The sequence below is a fragment of the Bacillus sp. ISL-7 genome (assembly GCF_018613065.1).
In genome coordinates this window covers 23,328-37,532 of record NZ_JAGGQW010000066.1, presented here as the reverse complement: position 1 = coordinate 37,532, position 14,205 = coordinate 23,328, and the positions used below count along the sequence as shown (strand labels likewise).

At 38.0% G+C, this 14,205-nt stretch carries 16 protein-coding genes; 15 read left to right on the top strand and 1 reads right to left on the bottom strand.

The window, feature by feature from the left end:
* Window positions 1-88 precede the first annotated feature (88 nt).
* The 15 genes from fur (at window position 89) to lysA (ending at window position 13,203) form a co-directional block, all read left to right on the top strand.
* The gene (gene fur / locus J7E66_RS25415) at window positions 89-553 is read left to right on the top strand and encodes a ferric iron uptake transcriptional regulator (protein ID WP_215005097.1); all 465 of its coding nucleotides are present in this window, start codon (window positions 89-91) and stop codon (window positions 551-553) included.
* 135 nt (window positions 554-688) lie between these two features.
* Window positions 689-916, top strand: coding sequence for a YqzK family protein (locus J7E66_RS25410; protein ID WP_215005094.1), 228 nt, complete (start codon window positions 689-691; stop codon window positions 914-916).
* A gap of 5 nt (window positions 917-921) precedes the next feature.
* Entirely contained in the window at window positions 922-1,809 is an 888-nt protein-coding gene (xerD, locus tag J7E66_RS25405; RefSeq protein ID WP_215005091.1) for a site-specific tyrosine recombinase XerD, read from the top strand.
* Between the two features lie 223 nt (window positions 1,810-2,032).
* Complete coding sequence (gene deoB / locus J7E66_RS25400) at window positions 2,033-3,229, top strand: phosphopentomutase (RefSeq protein ID WP_215005088.1); 1,197 nt, start codon at window positions 2,033-2,035, stop codon at window positions 3,227-3,229.
* 2 nt (window positions 3,230-3,231) lie between these two features.
* Window positions 3,232-4,050, top strand: coding sequence for a purine-nucleoside phosphorylase (locus J7E66_RS25395; RefSeq protein WP_215005085.1), 819 nt, complete (start codon window positions 3,232-3,234; stop codon window positions 4,048-4,050).
* A 76-nt stretch (window positions 4,051-4,126) separates the two neighbouring features.
* On the top strand, window positions 4,127-5,431 hold the full coding sequence (locus tag J7E66_RS25390; RefSeq protein WP_215005082.1) for a pyrimidine-nucleoside phosphorylase: 1,305 nt from the start codon (window positions 4,127-4,129) through the stop codon (window positions 5,429-5,431).
* A 143-nt stretch (window positions 5,432-5,574) separates the two neighbouring features.
* The gene (locus tag J7E66_RS25385) at window positions 5,575-6,765 is read left to right on the top strand and encodes a D-alanyl-D-alanine carboxypeptidase family protein (protein ID WP_215005079.1); all 1,191 of its coding nucleotides are present in this window, start codon (window positions 5,575-5,577) and stop codon (window positions 6,763-6,765) included.
* A gap of 143 nt (window positions 6,766-6,908) precedes the next feature.
* Complete coding sequence (spoIIAA, locus tag J7E66_RS25380) at window positions 6,909-7,259, top strand: anti-sigma F factor antagonist (RefSeq protein ID WP_168244969.1); 351 nt, start codon at window positions 6,909-6,911, stop codon at window positions 7,257-7,259.
* Window positions 7,260-7,700 carry an anti-sigma F factor gene (gene spoIIAB, locus J7E66_RS25375; RefSeq protein ID WP_088088858.1) on the top strand — a complete coding sequence of 147 codons (441 nt, stop codon included), beginning with the start codon at window positions 7,260-7,262 and terminating at the stop codon, window positions 7,698-7,700.
* 12 nt (window positions 7,701-7,712) lie between these two features.
* On the top strand, window positions 7,713-8,471 hold the full coding sequence (gene sigF, locus J7E66_RS25370; protein WP_215005076.1) for an RNA polymerase sporulation sigma factor SigF: 759 nt from the start codon (window positions 7,713-7,715) through the stop codon (window positions 8,469-8,471).
* A 113-nt stretch (window positions 8,472-8,584) separates the two neighbouring features.
* Window positions 8,585-9,205: a stage V sporulation protein AA gene (locus J7E66_RS25365; RefSeq protein ID WP_215005073.1), complete on the top strand. Its 621-nt coding sequence runs from the start codon at window positions 8,585-8,587 to the stop codon at window positions 9,203-9,205.
* Entirely contained in the window at window positions 9,195-9,617 is a 423-nt protein-coding gene (locus J7E66_RS25360) for a stage V sporulation protein AB (protein ID WP_215005070.1), read from the top strand. Before J7E66_RS25365 ends, J7E66_RS25360 begins: the two co-directional genes overlap by 11 nt.
* A 77-nt stretch (window positions 9,618-9,694) precedes the next feature.
* Complete coding sequence (gene spoVAEA / locus J7E66_RS25355) at window positions 9,695-10,264, top strand: stage V sporulation protein SpoVABEA (protein WP_308162587.1); 570 nt, start codon at window positions 9,695-9,697, stop codon at window positions 10,262-10,264.
* Window positions 10,251-11,741, top strand: coding sequence for a spore germination protein (locus J7E66_RS25350; RefSeq protein ID WP_215005064.1), 1,491 nt, complete (start codon window positions 10,251-10,253; stop codon window positions 11,739-11,741). The genes spoVAEA and J7E66_RS25350 overlap by 14 nt, the downstream gene beginning before the upstream one ends.
* A gap of 157 nt (window positions 11,742-11,898) precedes the next feature.
* Entirely contained in the window at window positions 11,899-13,203 is a 1,305-nt protein-coding gene (lysA, locus tag J7E66_RS25345) for a diaminopimelate decarboxylase (protein ID WP_215005061.1), read from the top strand.
* Between the two features lie 45 nt (window positions 13,204-13,248).
* On the opposite strand, the gene J7E66_RS25340 is transcribed toward lysA, so the two are convergent.
* Window positions 13,249-14,112, bottom strand: a complete 864-nt coding sequence (locus J7E66_RS25340; protein WP_215005058.1) for a DUF1002 domain-containing protein — start codon at window positions 14,110-14,112, stop codon at window positions 13,249-13,251.
* Window positions 14,113-14,205: the final 93 nt, after the last annotated feature.

Genomic DNA, 14,205 nt, shown 5'->3' with positions numbered 1-14,205 from the left:
TTTATTGTAGTTTATAATAATTTTATTTTGATTCTCAATTGTCATCTGTTATAATGAGAATTAACAGTGGCGAGGGAGGGACTGCAGGATGGAAACTAGAATTGAAAGAATTAAGAAACAGTTGCATTCAGCAAGCTATAAACTAACACCTCAGCGTGAGGCAACCGTTCGAGTTTTATTGGAAAATGAAGAGGATCATTTAAGTGCGGAAGATGTATACCTCCTCGTGAAAGAAAAATCGCCTGAAATTGGTTTAGCAACTGTTTATCGGACGTTGGAATTATTAACGGAATTAAAAGTTGTTGATAAAATAAATTTTGGGGATGGGGTTTCTCGCTATGACCTTCGCCAGGAAGGTGCAGCCCATTTTCATCATCATCTTGTTTGTATTGAATGTGGTGCCGTTGATGAAATTCAAGAGGATTTACTTGAAGATGTAGAAGCAATTGTGGAACGCAAATGGAATTTTAAAATAAAAGATCATCGCCTCACTTTTCATGGGATCTGTTACCGATGCCAGGATAAAGATAAAGAGGAAGAAAAAGCTGATTAACCAATGAAAGCTCCTTGAAAAGGGCTTTTTTCTTTTTAGTGAAAAGAACTTCCCCTATATTACCAATGACTAGGTATAAAATTTATCTATTTTGGCATACATTTTACTAGATGATTGGAAAGTGGGAGAAGCGGGATGATCTTATTTTTAAAAGCAGCATTAAAAACCTTAAAGGTCTTTATCATATTCACAGGGTGCACGATTCTTTTCTATTATGGTATCATGTTTGTGAATGAAGAATATCAAAATTATCATCGCTATGATGAACCGGAAGGAGCTGCGCTAAAAGTTTCGAACGCAGTGAATGAGGAGGATTCTTCCTTGTTAGATCGGCTGATGTTGTTTTATTTAAATGGGGAGTAAATACGATGGACGAGCAATTAAAGGATTTTATGGATTATTTAATCGTTGAAAAAGGTTCAGCCCAAAACACAATTATGGCGTATGAGCGAGATTTAAAAAGCTATCTTCATTATTTGATAAATGTCGAATCCGTCCATTCTTTAAATGATGTACAACGTGTACATATTGTCCACTTTTTAAGATTTCTAAAAGAACAGGGGAAATCCAAGAAAACATTGGCACGGCACATCGCCTCTGTCCGTGCATTTCATCAATTTTTATTAAGGGCCAAGGCAACAGATCAAGACCCATCTGTTCAAATAGAAACACCCAGACTTGAAAGATCACTGCCCAATGTATTGAGTTTACAAGAAGTAGAAATCCTGCTGGACACACCTAATACACAAGATCATTTTGGAATAAGGGACAAGGCGATGCTTGAACTGCTATATGCTACAGGTATCCGTGTTAGTGAACTAATAGGTCTTGAGATTGATAATATTCAGTTAACGATGGGGTTTGTTCGTTGTAACGGGAATAAAGAACGAATTATTCCCATTGGACGTGCTGCAGCTGATGCCATAAAACATTACCTGGAAGATGGAAGACCTCGGTTTACATCCGCAAAGCAACAAGATCATGCTTTGTTTTTAAACCATCAAGGGAAGCAGCTAACACGCCAAGGGTTTTGGAAAATATTGAAAAAGCTTGCTAGAGAAGCCGGAATAGATAAAGAACTAACACCACATACCCTTCGCCATTCTTTTGCAACGCATTTGTTAGAAAATGGTGCTGATTTACGAGCAGTCCAAGAAATGTTAGGTCATGCAGATATCTCAACCACACAAATATATACACATGTTTCAAAAACAAAGTTAAAAGACGTCTATAGTAAATTTCATCCTCGAGCTTAATAGAATGAGAGTTCTATAAAAATCATATAATTGTCAAAAAGCTGCCTGAAATTCGGTGGCTTTTTCCTTGTAATTTTTAAAACATTTAGTACAATAGAGATGTCAGACTTCTGACGAATAGATTTGGATTAGATTTAATAATACTAAACTAAAGAGGGCAACTTATTCTTGTGTAATGTTAATATTTGCAAACGTTTTCTACGGAAAAAGGAGGAAGAATTGAATGGCTGCAAATACATATAAACGTATTTTTATTATCGTAATGGACTCGGTTGGTATTGGCGAAGCCCCGGATGCGGAAAAGTTTGGTGACAAGGGTGCAGATACTTTTGGTCATATAGCGGAAAGAATGAATGGTCTGAACATGCCAAATATGGGCAAGTTGGGTTTAAGCAATATCCGTGAAATTAAAGGAATTGAAAAAGCAGAAAAACCATTAGCATATTATACAAAAATGATGGAGGCCTCTAACGGAAAAGATACCATGACAGGTCACTGGGAAATTATGGGCCTGAATATTCAAACCCCTTTTCGTGTATTCCCAGAGGGTTTTCCGAATGAGCTTCTTTCAGAGTTAGAAAAACGCACAGGCAGAAAAATTATTGGCAATAAGCCCGCTAGCGGAACTGAAATCCTCGTTGAGTTGGGCGAAGAGCATATGAAAACAGGAGCATTGATCGTCTATACTTCTGCGGATTCTGTCCTTCAGATTGCTGCCCATGAAGAAATTATCCCAATTGAAGAGCAATATAAGATCTGTAAAATCGCTCGTGAATTGACTCTTGATGAGAAGTATATGGTTGGCCGTGTCATTGCTAGACCTTTCTTGGGGGAACCTGGAAATTTTAAACGTACTTCTAACCGTCATGACTATGCATTAAAACCTTTTGACCGTACAGTAATGAGTGAATTAAAAGATGCTGGTCTTGATGTTATTGCGATCGGAAAAATTTCCGATATATATGATGGAGAAGGCGTAACTCAATCACTTAGAACAGTTTCTAATATGGATGGAATGGATAAACTAGTAGAAACATTGGATATGGATTTTACAGGTATTAGTTTCTTAAATTTAGTTGACTTTGATGCATTATACGGACACCGCCGTGACCCAGAAGGCTATGGAAAAGCACTGGAAGAATATGATGCACGCCTGCCAGAAGTGTTTGCAAAAATGAAAGAAGACGACCTATTAATGATTACCGCAGACCATGGAAATGACCCTGTTGCACCAGGAACTGACCATACTCGTGAATACGTACCATTACTTGTTTATTCAAAGCGTATGAACGAAGCGAAAGAGCTCCCAATTAGAGAGACCTTTGCGGACCTTGGGGCAACTGTTGCTGAAAACTTCAATGTGAAACTACCTAACTTCGGAAAAAGTTTTTTAAACGAATTAAATTCAAAAGGGGTATAAAAATGAATGCTGATAAAATTCAAAATGCTACAGGATTTTTAAAACAAAAATATGAGAATACGCCCAGAATTGGTCTTATTTTAGGATCTGGCCTCGGTGTCCTAGCGGATGAAATTGAGACCCCTGTAAAAATTCCATATAATCAGATACCTGACTTCCCAATTTCTACAGTTGAAGGTCACGCTGGACAATTAGTGTTTGGTTTATTAAGTGGCGTAGAGGTTGTTGCCATGCAAGGAAGATTCCATTTCTATGAAGGATATAGTATGGAAAAAGTAACCTTTCCCGTGCGCGTCATGAAAGAACTTGGAGTTGAAATGTTAATCGTAACCAATGCAGCGGGCGGAGTGAATGAAACCTTCTCTGCAGGGGATTTAATGATAATATCCGATCACATTAATTATATGGGAACAAATCCATTAATCGGACCGAATGATTCCAAGTTTGGTGTCCGCTTCCCTGATATGTCTGAGGCATATACGAAAGAATTACGTGCTGTAGCAAGGGAAATTGCCGACCGCTTAAATATCAAGGTAAAAGAGGGCGTCTATTTCGGAAACCCTGGGCCTGTTTATGAAACGCCTGCTGAAATACGAATGGTGCGCACTTTGGGCGGAGATGCCGTCGGAATGTCGACTGTACCAGAAGTAATTGTTGCCCGTCACAGTGGTATGAAGGTTCTTGGAATTTCTTGTATTTCGAACATGGCAGCAGGAATTCTTGATCAACCACTTACCCATGATGAAGTTATTGAAACAACAGAAAGAGTGAAAGCTGACTTTCTTCAATATATAAAAGAAATTGTAAAAACGATCGCTTAATAACAAAGCGGAAGCGCCCGGTTAGCGGTGTGATATAAATTCTGTTATAGGAAAATTTCGTAAAGTGGTGATTATAATGAGAATGGTTGACTTAATAGAGAAGAAAAGAGATGGACAGGAACTATCAACTGAAGAAATAAATTTTATTATTAAAGGATATACCGATGGTTCGATCCCAGATTACCAAGTTAGCGCCTTAACGATGGCTATCTTTTTCAAAGGGATGACGGAACAGGAAAGAGCCGATTTAACCATGGCCATGGTTGAATCAGGAGATCAAATTGATTTATCACAAATTGAGGGAATTAAAGTTGATAAACATTCTACTGGCGGTGTAGGCGACACAACTACCCTAGTTCTTGGACCGCTGGTTGCTGCACTTGGGGTACCTGTGGCAAAAATGTCGGGGCGCGGCTTAGGCCATACCGGAGGAACAATTGATAAATTAGAAGCAGTAAAAGGCTTCCATGTTGAAATTGAAAATGAAGAATTTATCGGCCTTGTTAATAAAAATAAGATTGCTGTCATTGGTCAAAGTGGAAATTTAACTCCTGCGGATAAGAAACTTTATGCTTTACGTGATGTTACAGCAACTGTTGATAGCATTCCACTAATCGCAAGTTCTATTATGAGTAAAAAGATAGCAGCGGGTGCAGATGCCATAGTTCTTGATGTCAAAACCGGCGCGGGTGCATTTATGAAGACACTTGATGATTCTCGGGAATTGGCAAAAGCAATGGTGCGAATTGGGAACAATGTTGGCAGAAGAACAATGGCTGTTATTTCTGACATGAGTCAACCACTTGGTTTTGCGATTGGTAACGCCCTTGAAGTAAAAGAAGCGATTGATACTTTAAAAGGGGAAGGTCCTGAAGACTTAACAGAGCTTTGTTTAACCCTAGGCAGCCACATGGTTTACTTAGCAGAAAAGGCTGGTTCATTAGCAGAAGCACGCACCCTGCTTGAAGGTGTCATAAAGGACGGATCAGCACTTGAAAAATTAAAAGTATTTTTAAGCTCACAAGGTGGGGATGCATCAATTGTTGATGACCCTTCAAAAATGCCTCAAGCAAAGTATACCTTTGAACTTGAAGCCAAAGAAGAGGGTTATGTATCCGAAATTGTTGCAGATGAAGTTGGTACAGCGGCGATGATCCTTGGAGCTGGACGAGCAACGAAGGAATCTGTTATTGATTTAGCAGTGGGCCTTGTCTTAAGAAAGAAAATTGGTGACCAAGTCAAAAAAGGCGAGTCATTAGTAACGATTTACAGCAACTTCGAAAATGTAGAAGAAGTAAAAACAAGGCTATATCATAATATTAAAATTTCAGCAACAAAAATAAACGCACCAATCCTTGTCCATGAAGAAATAACAGAATAAAACAGGTTAAAGGGTGTCAGGCACCATGTGAAAAATTCACATGGTGCCTGACACCTATTTTTATTTTCTTTAGGAGGGAATAATTGTATAAAGTTATTAATTTTGGAAAAAATGGATGCTATAAAGAATGGAGGGTTATGCGAATGAAACGATTTGTCTCTGCGATAGTGACATTTTTTTTACTTACAAGTTTAATGAGTACATCTGCTTTTGCAGCTGAAGAAAAAAAGAATGCTGAAGAAAAGAAGAATGCTGATATCGTCAACAATGTAAAATCCGCTATTTTAATTGAACGTGATACAGGTAAAGTGCTTTATGAGAAAAACAGTAATGAAGAGCTTCCGCCTGCAAGTATGACCAAAATTATGACGATGCTTTTAATTATGGAGTCAATCGATCAAGGAAAACTTACTTGGAATGAAAAAGTCAGAGCAAGTGAGTATGCTGCCTCGATGGGCGGTTCACAAATTTTTCTTGAAGCTGGCGAAGAAATGACCACCAAGGAAATGTTAAGAGGAATTGCTATTGGTTCTGGAAATGATGCTTCTGTTGCTATGGCTGAGAGAATTGCAGGGTCAGAAGAAGCATTTGTTGATATGATGAATGATAAGGCCAAAGAACTTGGCTTAAAACATACTTACTTTAAAAATACGACGGGACTACCGGTCAGTGGTCATTTCAGCACTGCAAGTGATATGGCTATTATGGCGAAGGAACTATTAAAATATGAAGACATTACGAAATTCACCGGGATGTATGAAGCATATCTTCGTGAAAATACAGACAAAAAATTCTGGCTTGTTAATACCAATAAATTGGTGCGCTTTTATCCTGGTGTGGACGGACTCAAAACCGGCTTTACTGCAGAAGCGAAGTACTGCTTAACGGCAACAGCTCAAAAGAACGGCATGCGCGTAATTGCAGTGGTGTTTGGCGCGCCCACATCCAAGGAAAGAAATGCCCAAGTAACTAAAATGCTTAACTATGCTTTCAACCAATATCAAACACATCCTATGTATAAACGTAACCAGACAATTGCCCAAGTGAGAATAAGCAAAGGACAGGAAAAGTCTGTGGAGGCTGTAACAAGTGAGCCAATTTCCTTGCTGACTAAAAAGGGCGAAAAAACAGCGGATGTAAAAAGTAAGGTGATTATCAATAAAAATCTTAATGCCCCAATTCATAAAGGTGATAAAGTAGGAACCATAAAGTTGATTAAGGACGGAGAAGTGTTTCTAGAAAGTCCTTTATTAGCAAATAAAAATGTAAAAGAAGCCGGATGGTGGACCCTATATAAACGTTCCTTCGGTATGTTTACAAAGGCGGGTAAATAAAGACACTTCCGGGTTTTCGATGTCGAAATAACTAGATATGTCACTTCTTTTAGCGAAAAACAACTTGTTTTGTATTTGGAGAAGGATATTAACACCCGTAAAGAGAATTGACTCACTATACCAGATTAAGGAGGACGTGGATAGTGAGTCTTAATATTAATATGGAAACAAAACATGACGTTCTATGTATTCGTTTAAGCGGTGAATTAGATCACCACACCGCGGATGAACTTCGCGAAAAAGCGATAGCAGTTATTGAAAAAAATGATATTCGTCATATTGTCTTAAATCTGGAACATCTTGCATTTATGGACAGTTCAGGCTTAGGAGTTATATTAGGCAGATACAAACAAATTAAACAGGTGCACGGTGAAATGGTGGTTTGTGCAATTTCCCCTGCAATACAAAGATTATTCGATATGTCTGGTTTATTCAAAATCATAAAAATGGAACCGACAGAAGAATTTGCATTGCAAAGATTGGGGGTGGCCTGAGTGAAGAATGAAATGAATCTTCAATTCAGTGCATTAAGTCAAAATGAGTCCTTTGCCCGTGTAACTGTTGCAGCTTTTATAGCACAACTAGATCCTAATATGGATGAGTTGACAGAAATTAAAACAGTCGTTTCAGAAGCCGTGACCAATGCAATTATACATGGTTATGAAAATGATCCAAATGGAATTGTCTATATTCAAGTAATCATTGAAGATAGTTTAATTGATCTGACAATAAAAGATGTTGGAATGGGAATTGTAGATGTGGAAGAAGCTCGTCAGCCATTATTTACAACAAAGCCGGACTTAGAACGTTCCGGTATGGGTTTTACTATCATGGAGAATTTCATGGATGAGGTAGAGGTTCATTCACAGCCAGGTCGAGGAACCGAGGTTAGATTACGAAAGCATTTACAAAACCGCAAAATGCTTTGCAATTAAGGAGACTTGCCAATGGATGTGGAGGTTAAGAACAATAAAGGTCAAACATATTTAAAGGACCATGAAGTAAAAGAGCTCATCAAAAAGAGCCAAGACGGAGACCAAGTATCAAGGGATTTAATTGTTGAAAAGAATATGCGTCTGGTCTGGTCTGTTGTCCAACGGTTTCTTAATCGGGGCTATGACCCTGATGACCTATTCCAGATTGGTTGTATCGGATTATTAAAATCAGTTGATAAATTTGACCTTTCATATGATGTAAAGTTTTCGACATATGCAGTTCCAATGATTATTGGTGAAATCCAGCGATTTATCCGTGACGATGGAACCGTTAAGGTTAGCCGCTCACTGAAAGAAATGGGAAACAAAATCAGAAAAGCGAAGGATGATTTATCGAAAACGCTGGGAAGAATTCCGACCGTTAACGAGATATCAGCCCATCTTGAGCTGACACCGGAGGATGTAATCCTTGCTCAAGAAGCAAGCAGGACACCTTCTTCCATTCATGAAACCGTTTATGAAAATGACGGGGACCCGATTACATTACTTGACCAAATTGATGACGGTAATGATGGAAAATGGTTTGATAAAATTGCCTTAAAGGAAGCTATCCGTGAATTGGATGAACGGGAAAGACTTATTGTCTATTTAAGATATTATAAGGATCAAACACAATCTGAAGTTGCCATTCGGCTCGGGATTTCTCAGGTACAAGTATCGCGACTTGAAAAAAAAATATTGCAGCAAATGAAAGGCCGTATGGATCTCTGATTCATACGGTTTTTATTTGTTGAATAACTTTGGAAGTTTTTGGATTTCATGAAAAAAATGCTTATTACTCATACTATTTATACGAGGAAATCATTGTGTGGGAAGTGAATGTTTTGGAAGAAACAATATACATCCGCATGCGGAATCGTGTCCAAACACCGCCTGAAGAAAAAGTATTGTTAAAGGATATTGCCCAAGTCATTGCCCCGGATGAAGTTCTTTCACATTTACAAACTATGATGATCCATCAATTAACAGATGCGGACCAGAATATAGTCATCATAGATGTCATGAAAGTAATCCACTTATTAAAGAGAGAATTTGGAGAAGTGGAAGTTCAAACCATTGGTCCTGCGCAAACCATCATTGAAGTCACGTATAAGAAAAAGGGAGTTTCCATTCCTTATTTTCTTTTAATATGGTTTCTCTTATTTTTTGGTTCAGCCATGGCGATCATGAATTTTCATGATGATGTAAGTATGAAGAGTGTCCAAGAAAAAATATATACCATCATTACTGGAAAAAAAGAAACAAAACCATTACTGTTTCAAATCCCCTATTCTATTGGTTTAGGCTTAGGAATGATCCTATTTTTTAACCATTTTTTTAAGAAACGTATTAATGAAGAACCCAGTCCTCTAGAAGTAGAAATGTTTAATTACCAAATGGATTTAGATAATTACGTAATTATCCATGAAAATAAAGAAAGTATAAAAAAAATTAATGATGATTAGTATTTTAGCGATTATCTTTTTAGGTGTAGCAAGCGGACTGGCGGTAGGTTCTGGTTTTGTAGCTTTTCTTACGGTGCTCGGAGTTATCCCGAGACTAACACAACTTAGTAAAACAATTAAAATGATTCAACACTATGAATGGGCAGTATTCTTAGGAGCACTCACGGGGGTAGGAGCGAGCCTAAGGGATCCCGTTTTAAACATTCCTTCCTTCCCATTAATTTTTCTAGGATTGACCGGTGGGACTTTTTATGGAATGTTGGCTGCCGCTCTTACAGAGGTATTAAATGTCTTCCCCATTCTCGCCAAAAGAATCCGATTAGATGGAGAAATTACCATATTAATTATGGCCATCGTATTAGGAAAGATTTTTGGATCTATCTTCCAATGGGTTTATTTTGTTCATCATTAAAACTTTTGAAAACAGTCTAGCACTAGTGCTTAACAGGCGCTTACGCTTTTCTGATGAAAGGACATCACAGAATGAGCATTCGGAGGCGTGTTATTTTAATAACTGATGGTGATGAATATGCTAAGAGGGCTGTAGAACATGTTGCTAGAGAAATTGGCGGCAGGTGTATATCCAGTTCCCAAGGAAATCCGTCAACATTAACTGGACTTGAAATAGTCAAGTTAATAAAAAAAACTCCTCACGATCCTGTATTAGTGATGTTTGATGATAGTGGCATAGTTGGAGAAGGCGCAGGTGAAAATGCATTGAAATTTGTTGCTCAACATAAAGAAATTGAAGTTCTGGGCATCATTGCTGTCGCAGCAAAATCAAGACATGAAGAATGGGCCAGGGTGGACATTAGTATCGATCGAGATGGGAATTTAACACCATATGGGGTAGATAAATTTGGTATACCAGAGTTTGAAATAGGGAGAATAAATGGTGACACTGTTTACTGCCTCGATGAATTGAAGGTACCTATCATCGTAGGCGTTGGGGATATTGGCAAAATGGCAAGACGTGACTCCTACAAGCAGGGTTCCCCGATAACGAAAAAAGCAGTGGAGCTTATACTTGAAAGGAGTGGCTTTCATGTCAAGAAGTAACGAACAAAAATGGCCAATCCCGGAATCGGTAAATGAAATAGAAAATTATATGAAACAGCGGGTGGGCCTTGGGGTAAGCTTTGATTTTGGAGTAAGGAAATTAAAAGTCCTTAAAAAAGACGTCCATATTTACTATGTTAATGGGTTATGTGATACCATTTACATTATTCAATTGATTAAAGAATTAGTAGAAATCAATTATCATGAAAAATTATCGACAGACCTCTTTAAGATTGTTGAAAATAGACTAGTTAATCAATCTGTTGAACAGATTAACCAGTTGGATATCATTGTCGACAAGGTTTTATCTGGATTGATTGTTGTTGTAATGGAAGGGGAAAATACTGCTTTTGCCATTGATGTTAGAAGCTATCCAGGCAGGCAGCCTCAAGAGCCCGATACAGAAAAGGTAGTTAGAGGATCACGTGATGGATTTGTTGAAAACATTATTTTGAATACAGCTTTAACAAGACGAAGAATTCGAGATGAACGACTGCGCTTCGAAATGCTAAAGGTAGGCGAACGGTCAAAGTCAGATGTGGCTTTAGGTTACTTAGAAGATGTTGCAGATCCAGATTTGTTAAATATTATTCGTAAAGAAATAAAAGCAATTGAAACAGATGGAATTCCAATGGCTGATAAAACGATAGAAGAATTTATCTTGAAACAGGGATGGAATCCATATCCGCTCGTCAGATATACGGAGCGTGCTGATATTGCTGCTACACATATTCTCGAAGGGCATGTTGTTATTTATGTCGACACTTCCCCTAGTGTTATTATTGCACCTGCTACATTTTTCCATCATGTGCAGCATGCAGAGGAATTCCGTGAATCACCTGCAATGGGAACATTCCTGCGTTGGACGCGTTTTTTAGGGATATTGACATCTATTTTACTACTTCCATTATGGATGTTGTTTGTATTAGAACCTTCATTATTACCTGAAAAGCTTTCGTTTATTGGACCAAATGAACAAACCAATATTCCAATTATCGTTCAAATATTTTTAGCGGATTTTGGGATTGAATTTTTACGATTGGCGGCCATTCATACACCTACTCCACTTTCAACTGCAATGGGTTTAATTGCTGCAGTATTAATTGGCCAGATTGCGATTAGTGTTGGTTTATTTGTTCCTGAGGTAATCTTGTATGTCGCCGTTGCAGGGATAGGCTCTTTTACAACTCCAAGTTATGAATTAAGCGTCGCAAACAAAATCGGTCGATTAACACTGTTGATTCTTGTGTCAATCTTTCATCTGCCTGGATTTGTCATTGGGACGACAGTATTCTTTCTCTTTCTTGTTAAAATACGTGCCCTTAATACACCTTATTTATGGCCGTTCCTTCCTTTTGAACCCAAAGGATTTTTGCAAATAATTGTGCGCCGAGCAATACCAGGGTCCGTTCTCAGACCTAGTATTGTTCATCCTAGAAACCGATACAGGCAGCCGCCTAAAGCGAACGAGAAATAATTGCACTTTTCTAGCAGTTATGCTAAAGTATTTTTAATTAAATAAAGGGATAAAGTATGAAAATAGGCAGTATCTTTTGCAGATTCTGTCTATTTATTATTATCTTTTATGATTGTCCGCATAAACTATAGTGAGTGATTGAGAGAGAGGGAAGGGAATGTATTTTTACGGGACAACAGGGGTAAATAAAAATGGAAATTTAGAAATTGGCGGAGTTGATTCTGTTGAGTTGACTAAAGAATTTGGAACTCCCCTTTATGTATATGACGTCGCATTAATGCGCGAGAGGGCACGGTCCTTTAAGCGGGAATTTGAAGAACAAAATATTAAGGCACAAGTGGCCTATGCCAGTAAAGCTTTTTCAACCATTGCCATGATTCAGCTCGCCGAGGAAGAAGGTTTATCACTTGATGTAGTGTCTGGTGGTGAATTGTATACTGCTTTGGCTGCAGGATTCCCAGTCGAGAGAATTCATTTTCATGGAAATAATAAAAGCAGAGAAGAATTAGAAATGGCATTGGATCAGGAAATCGGCTGTATTGTTGTGGATAATTTTTCGGAACTTGCGCTATTGAAAGCAATTTCGATCGAAAAAAATGCCCATGTAAATATCCTGCTAAGGGTAACTCCGGGAATTGAAGCCCATACCCATGATTACATTTTAACTGGGCAGGAAGATTCGAAGTTTGGGTTTGATCTTCAAAATGGACAAGCGGAAGACGCATTAAAAATGGCGCTTGAAATTGAAAACTTTGAGGTACTTGGACTCCATTGCCATATTGGATCACAAATTTTTGAAACAACTGGCTTTTTATTAGCTGCAAAAAAGATTGTCCAAAAAATGGAAGCGTGGAAAAAGGAACTTTCCTTTGAAGCAAAGGTTTTAAATTTGGGCGGGGGCTTCGGGATCCGCTATACAAAAGAAGATGAACCATTACAACCATTCCAATATGTGAGTGAAATTATACGGGAAGTAAAAAAGTTAACGGAGGGCTACTCTTTAAAAATGCCAGAAATTTGGATAGAGCCAGGTCGTTCACTTGTTGGCGATGCAGGAATTACCCTTTATAAAGTGGGTTCGTCCAAAGAAGTACCTGGTGTTAGAAAGTATTTAGCGGTTGATGGCGGAATGAGTGACAATATTCGACCTGCACTCTATCAGGCCAAATATGAAGCTGTTCTTGCAAATAAGCCATTAAAGAAAGCGAATAAAACTGTTTCAATCGCTGGGAAATGCTGTGAATCTGGAGATATGTTGATTTGGGATTTGCCGCTTCCAGAAACTGGAGAAGAGGATATACTCGCAGTTTTTTGCACGGGTGCCTACGGCTATTCAATGTCAAATAACTATAATCGAATCCCACGTCCGGCTGTCGTTTTTGTAGAAAATGGTACAGCAACACTTGTAGTAAAAAGAGAGACCTACGAAGACTTACTACGCCATGATTTGCCGCTGAAATAAAAAAAGCTGCCACTTCGTTTGAAGTGGCAGCTTTTTCTGATTCAGTTAGGAGAATATGGATTTAATGGCATCAATGAGCCAAATGAAAAATTGTTTAATTTTTTCTAAGAAACCTTGCCCTTCTTCTGATTGAAGAAATTTAGAAATACGATCTTTAGCTTTATTAAGTTGGTCGCTAACTTGGTTCCAATCAATGTTTAAATCTTTGAGCTTATTAAAAAAGTCCATTAAACGTTTCATTTCTTCATCAGTAAGTTTAACATTTAATTCATTTGCAGCTTGTTCAATAATATTTTGTAGTTCTTCATCATTTTTTGGTTTATTCTTAGCAATTTCTTCTTTCACTTTCGCAATTAATGCAGCAGCGTTCTTATCACCAATGGATTCTCCTAGTTTAGCGGTTTCGACCATTTCCTGGTTTGCCGCTTGTTTTACTTCTTCAGGAATCGTTTTATCAGCTGATATTTCATAGGCTTTTATGATACCAGTAAGCGCGGCTGTTCCAGAAACCGTAACCGGGGATGTTATATAAATTTTTGCATCCTTAACACCCGCAGTGATAAGGGCATTGACATACATCTCGTCCGTAACCCAGTTAATATTTTTGGTTTCAACGGTAATCCCAGACCCCTTAGGTTGAATGGTTATAGCAGATGATGATATGGCCTTTGTGCCGATGAATGATTTTGATACGTATTTCCCTAAATATTGATGTTCCTCCTGATTCGATACAGTTACAATTTGTACATCATTTGGAGCACCCATTTCCGTTAAAAGAATATTTTTTTGCTCATTTGTTAAATTTTCACCTAATGTAACAATCATGTCCCCTTCAGCTATATCAGCAAAAGTGCGGACTGGATTGATAAGTAGCAAACTTAACAATAAGTAAATAAGAATTTTCTTCATAGTTTCCTCCTCGTAACTCTAAAAGGTAGTAAAGAATTGGTGAGACTCATTTATTAATTAATATAACCGAATCCAATAATAATAACGTAAATA

Bases quoted from the DNA above. Each gene is read 5' to 3' on its own strand.
- fur (WP_215005097.1), top strand. From the start codon at position 89: ATGGAAACTAGAATTGAAAGAATTAAGAAACAGTTGCATTCAGCAAGC.
- J7E66_RS25410 (WP_215005094.1), top strand. From the start codon at position 689: ATGATCTTATTTTTAAAAGCAGCATTAAAAACCTTAAAGGTCTTTATC.
- xerD (WP_215005091.1), top strand. From the start codon at position 922: ATGGACGAGCAATTAAAGGATTTTATGGATTATTTAATCGTTGAAAAA.
- deoB (WP_215005088.1), top strand. From the start codon at position 2,033: ATGGCTGCAAATACATATAAACGTATTTTTATTATCGTAATGGACTCG.
- J7E66_RS25395 (WP_215005085.1), top strand. From the start codon at position 3,232: ATGAATGCTGATAAAATTCAAAATGCTACAGGATTTTTAAAACAAAAA.
- J7E66_RS25390 (WP_215005082.1), top strand. From the start codon at position 4,127: ATGAGAATGGTTGACTTAATAGAGAAGAAAAGAGATGGACAGGAACTA.
- J7E66_RS25385 (WP_215005079.1), top strand. From the start codon at position 5,575: ATGAAACGATTTGTCTCTGCGATAGTGACATTTTTTTTACTTACAAGT.
- sigF (WP_215005076.1), top strand. From the start codon at position 7,713: ATGGATGTGGAGGTTAAGAACAATAAAGGTCAAACATATTTAAAGGAC.
- J7E66_RS25360 (WP_215005070.1), top strand. From the start codon at position 9,195: ATGATGATTAGTATTTTAGCGATTATCTTTTTAGGTGTAGCAAGCGGA.
- J7E66_RS25350 (WP_215005064.1), top strand. From the start codon at position 10,251: ATGTCAAGAAGTAACGAACAAAAATGGCCAATCCCGGAATCGGTAAAT.
- lysA (WP_215005061.1), top strand. From the start codon at position 11,899: ATGTATTTTTACGGGACAACAGGGGTAAATAAAAATGGAAATTTAGAA.
- J7E66_RS25340 (WP_215005058.1), bottom strand. From the start codon at position 14,112: ATGAAGAAAATTCTTATTTACTTATTGTTAAGTTTGCTACTTATCAAT.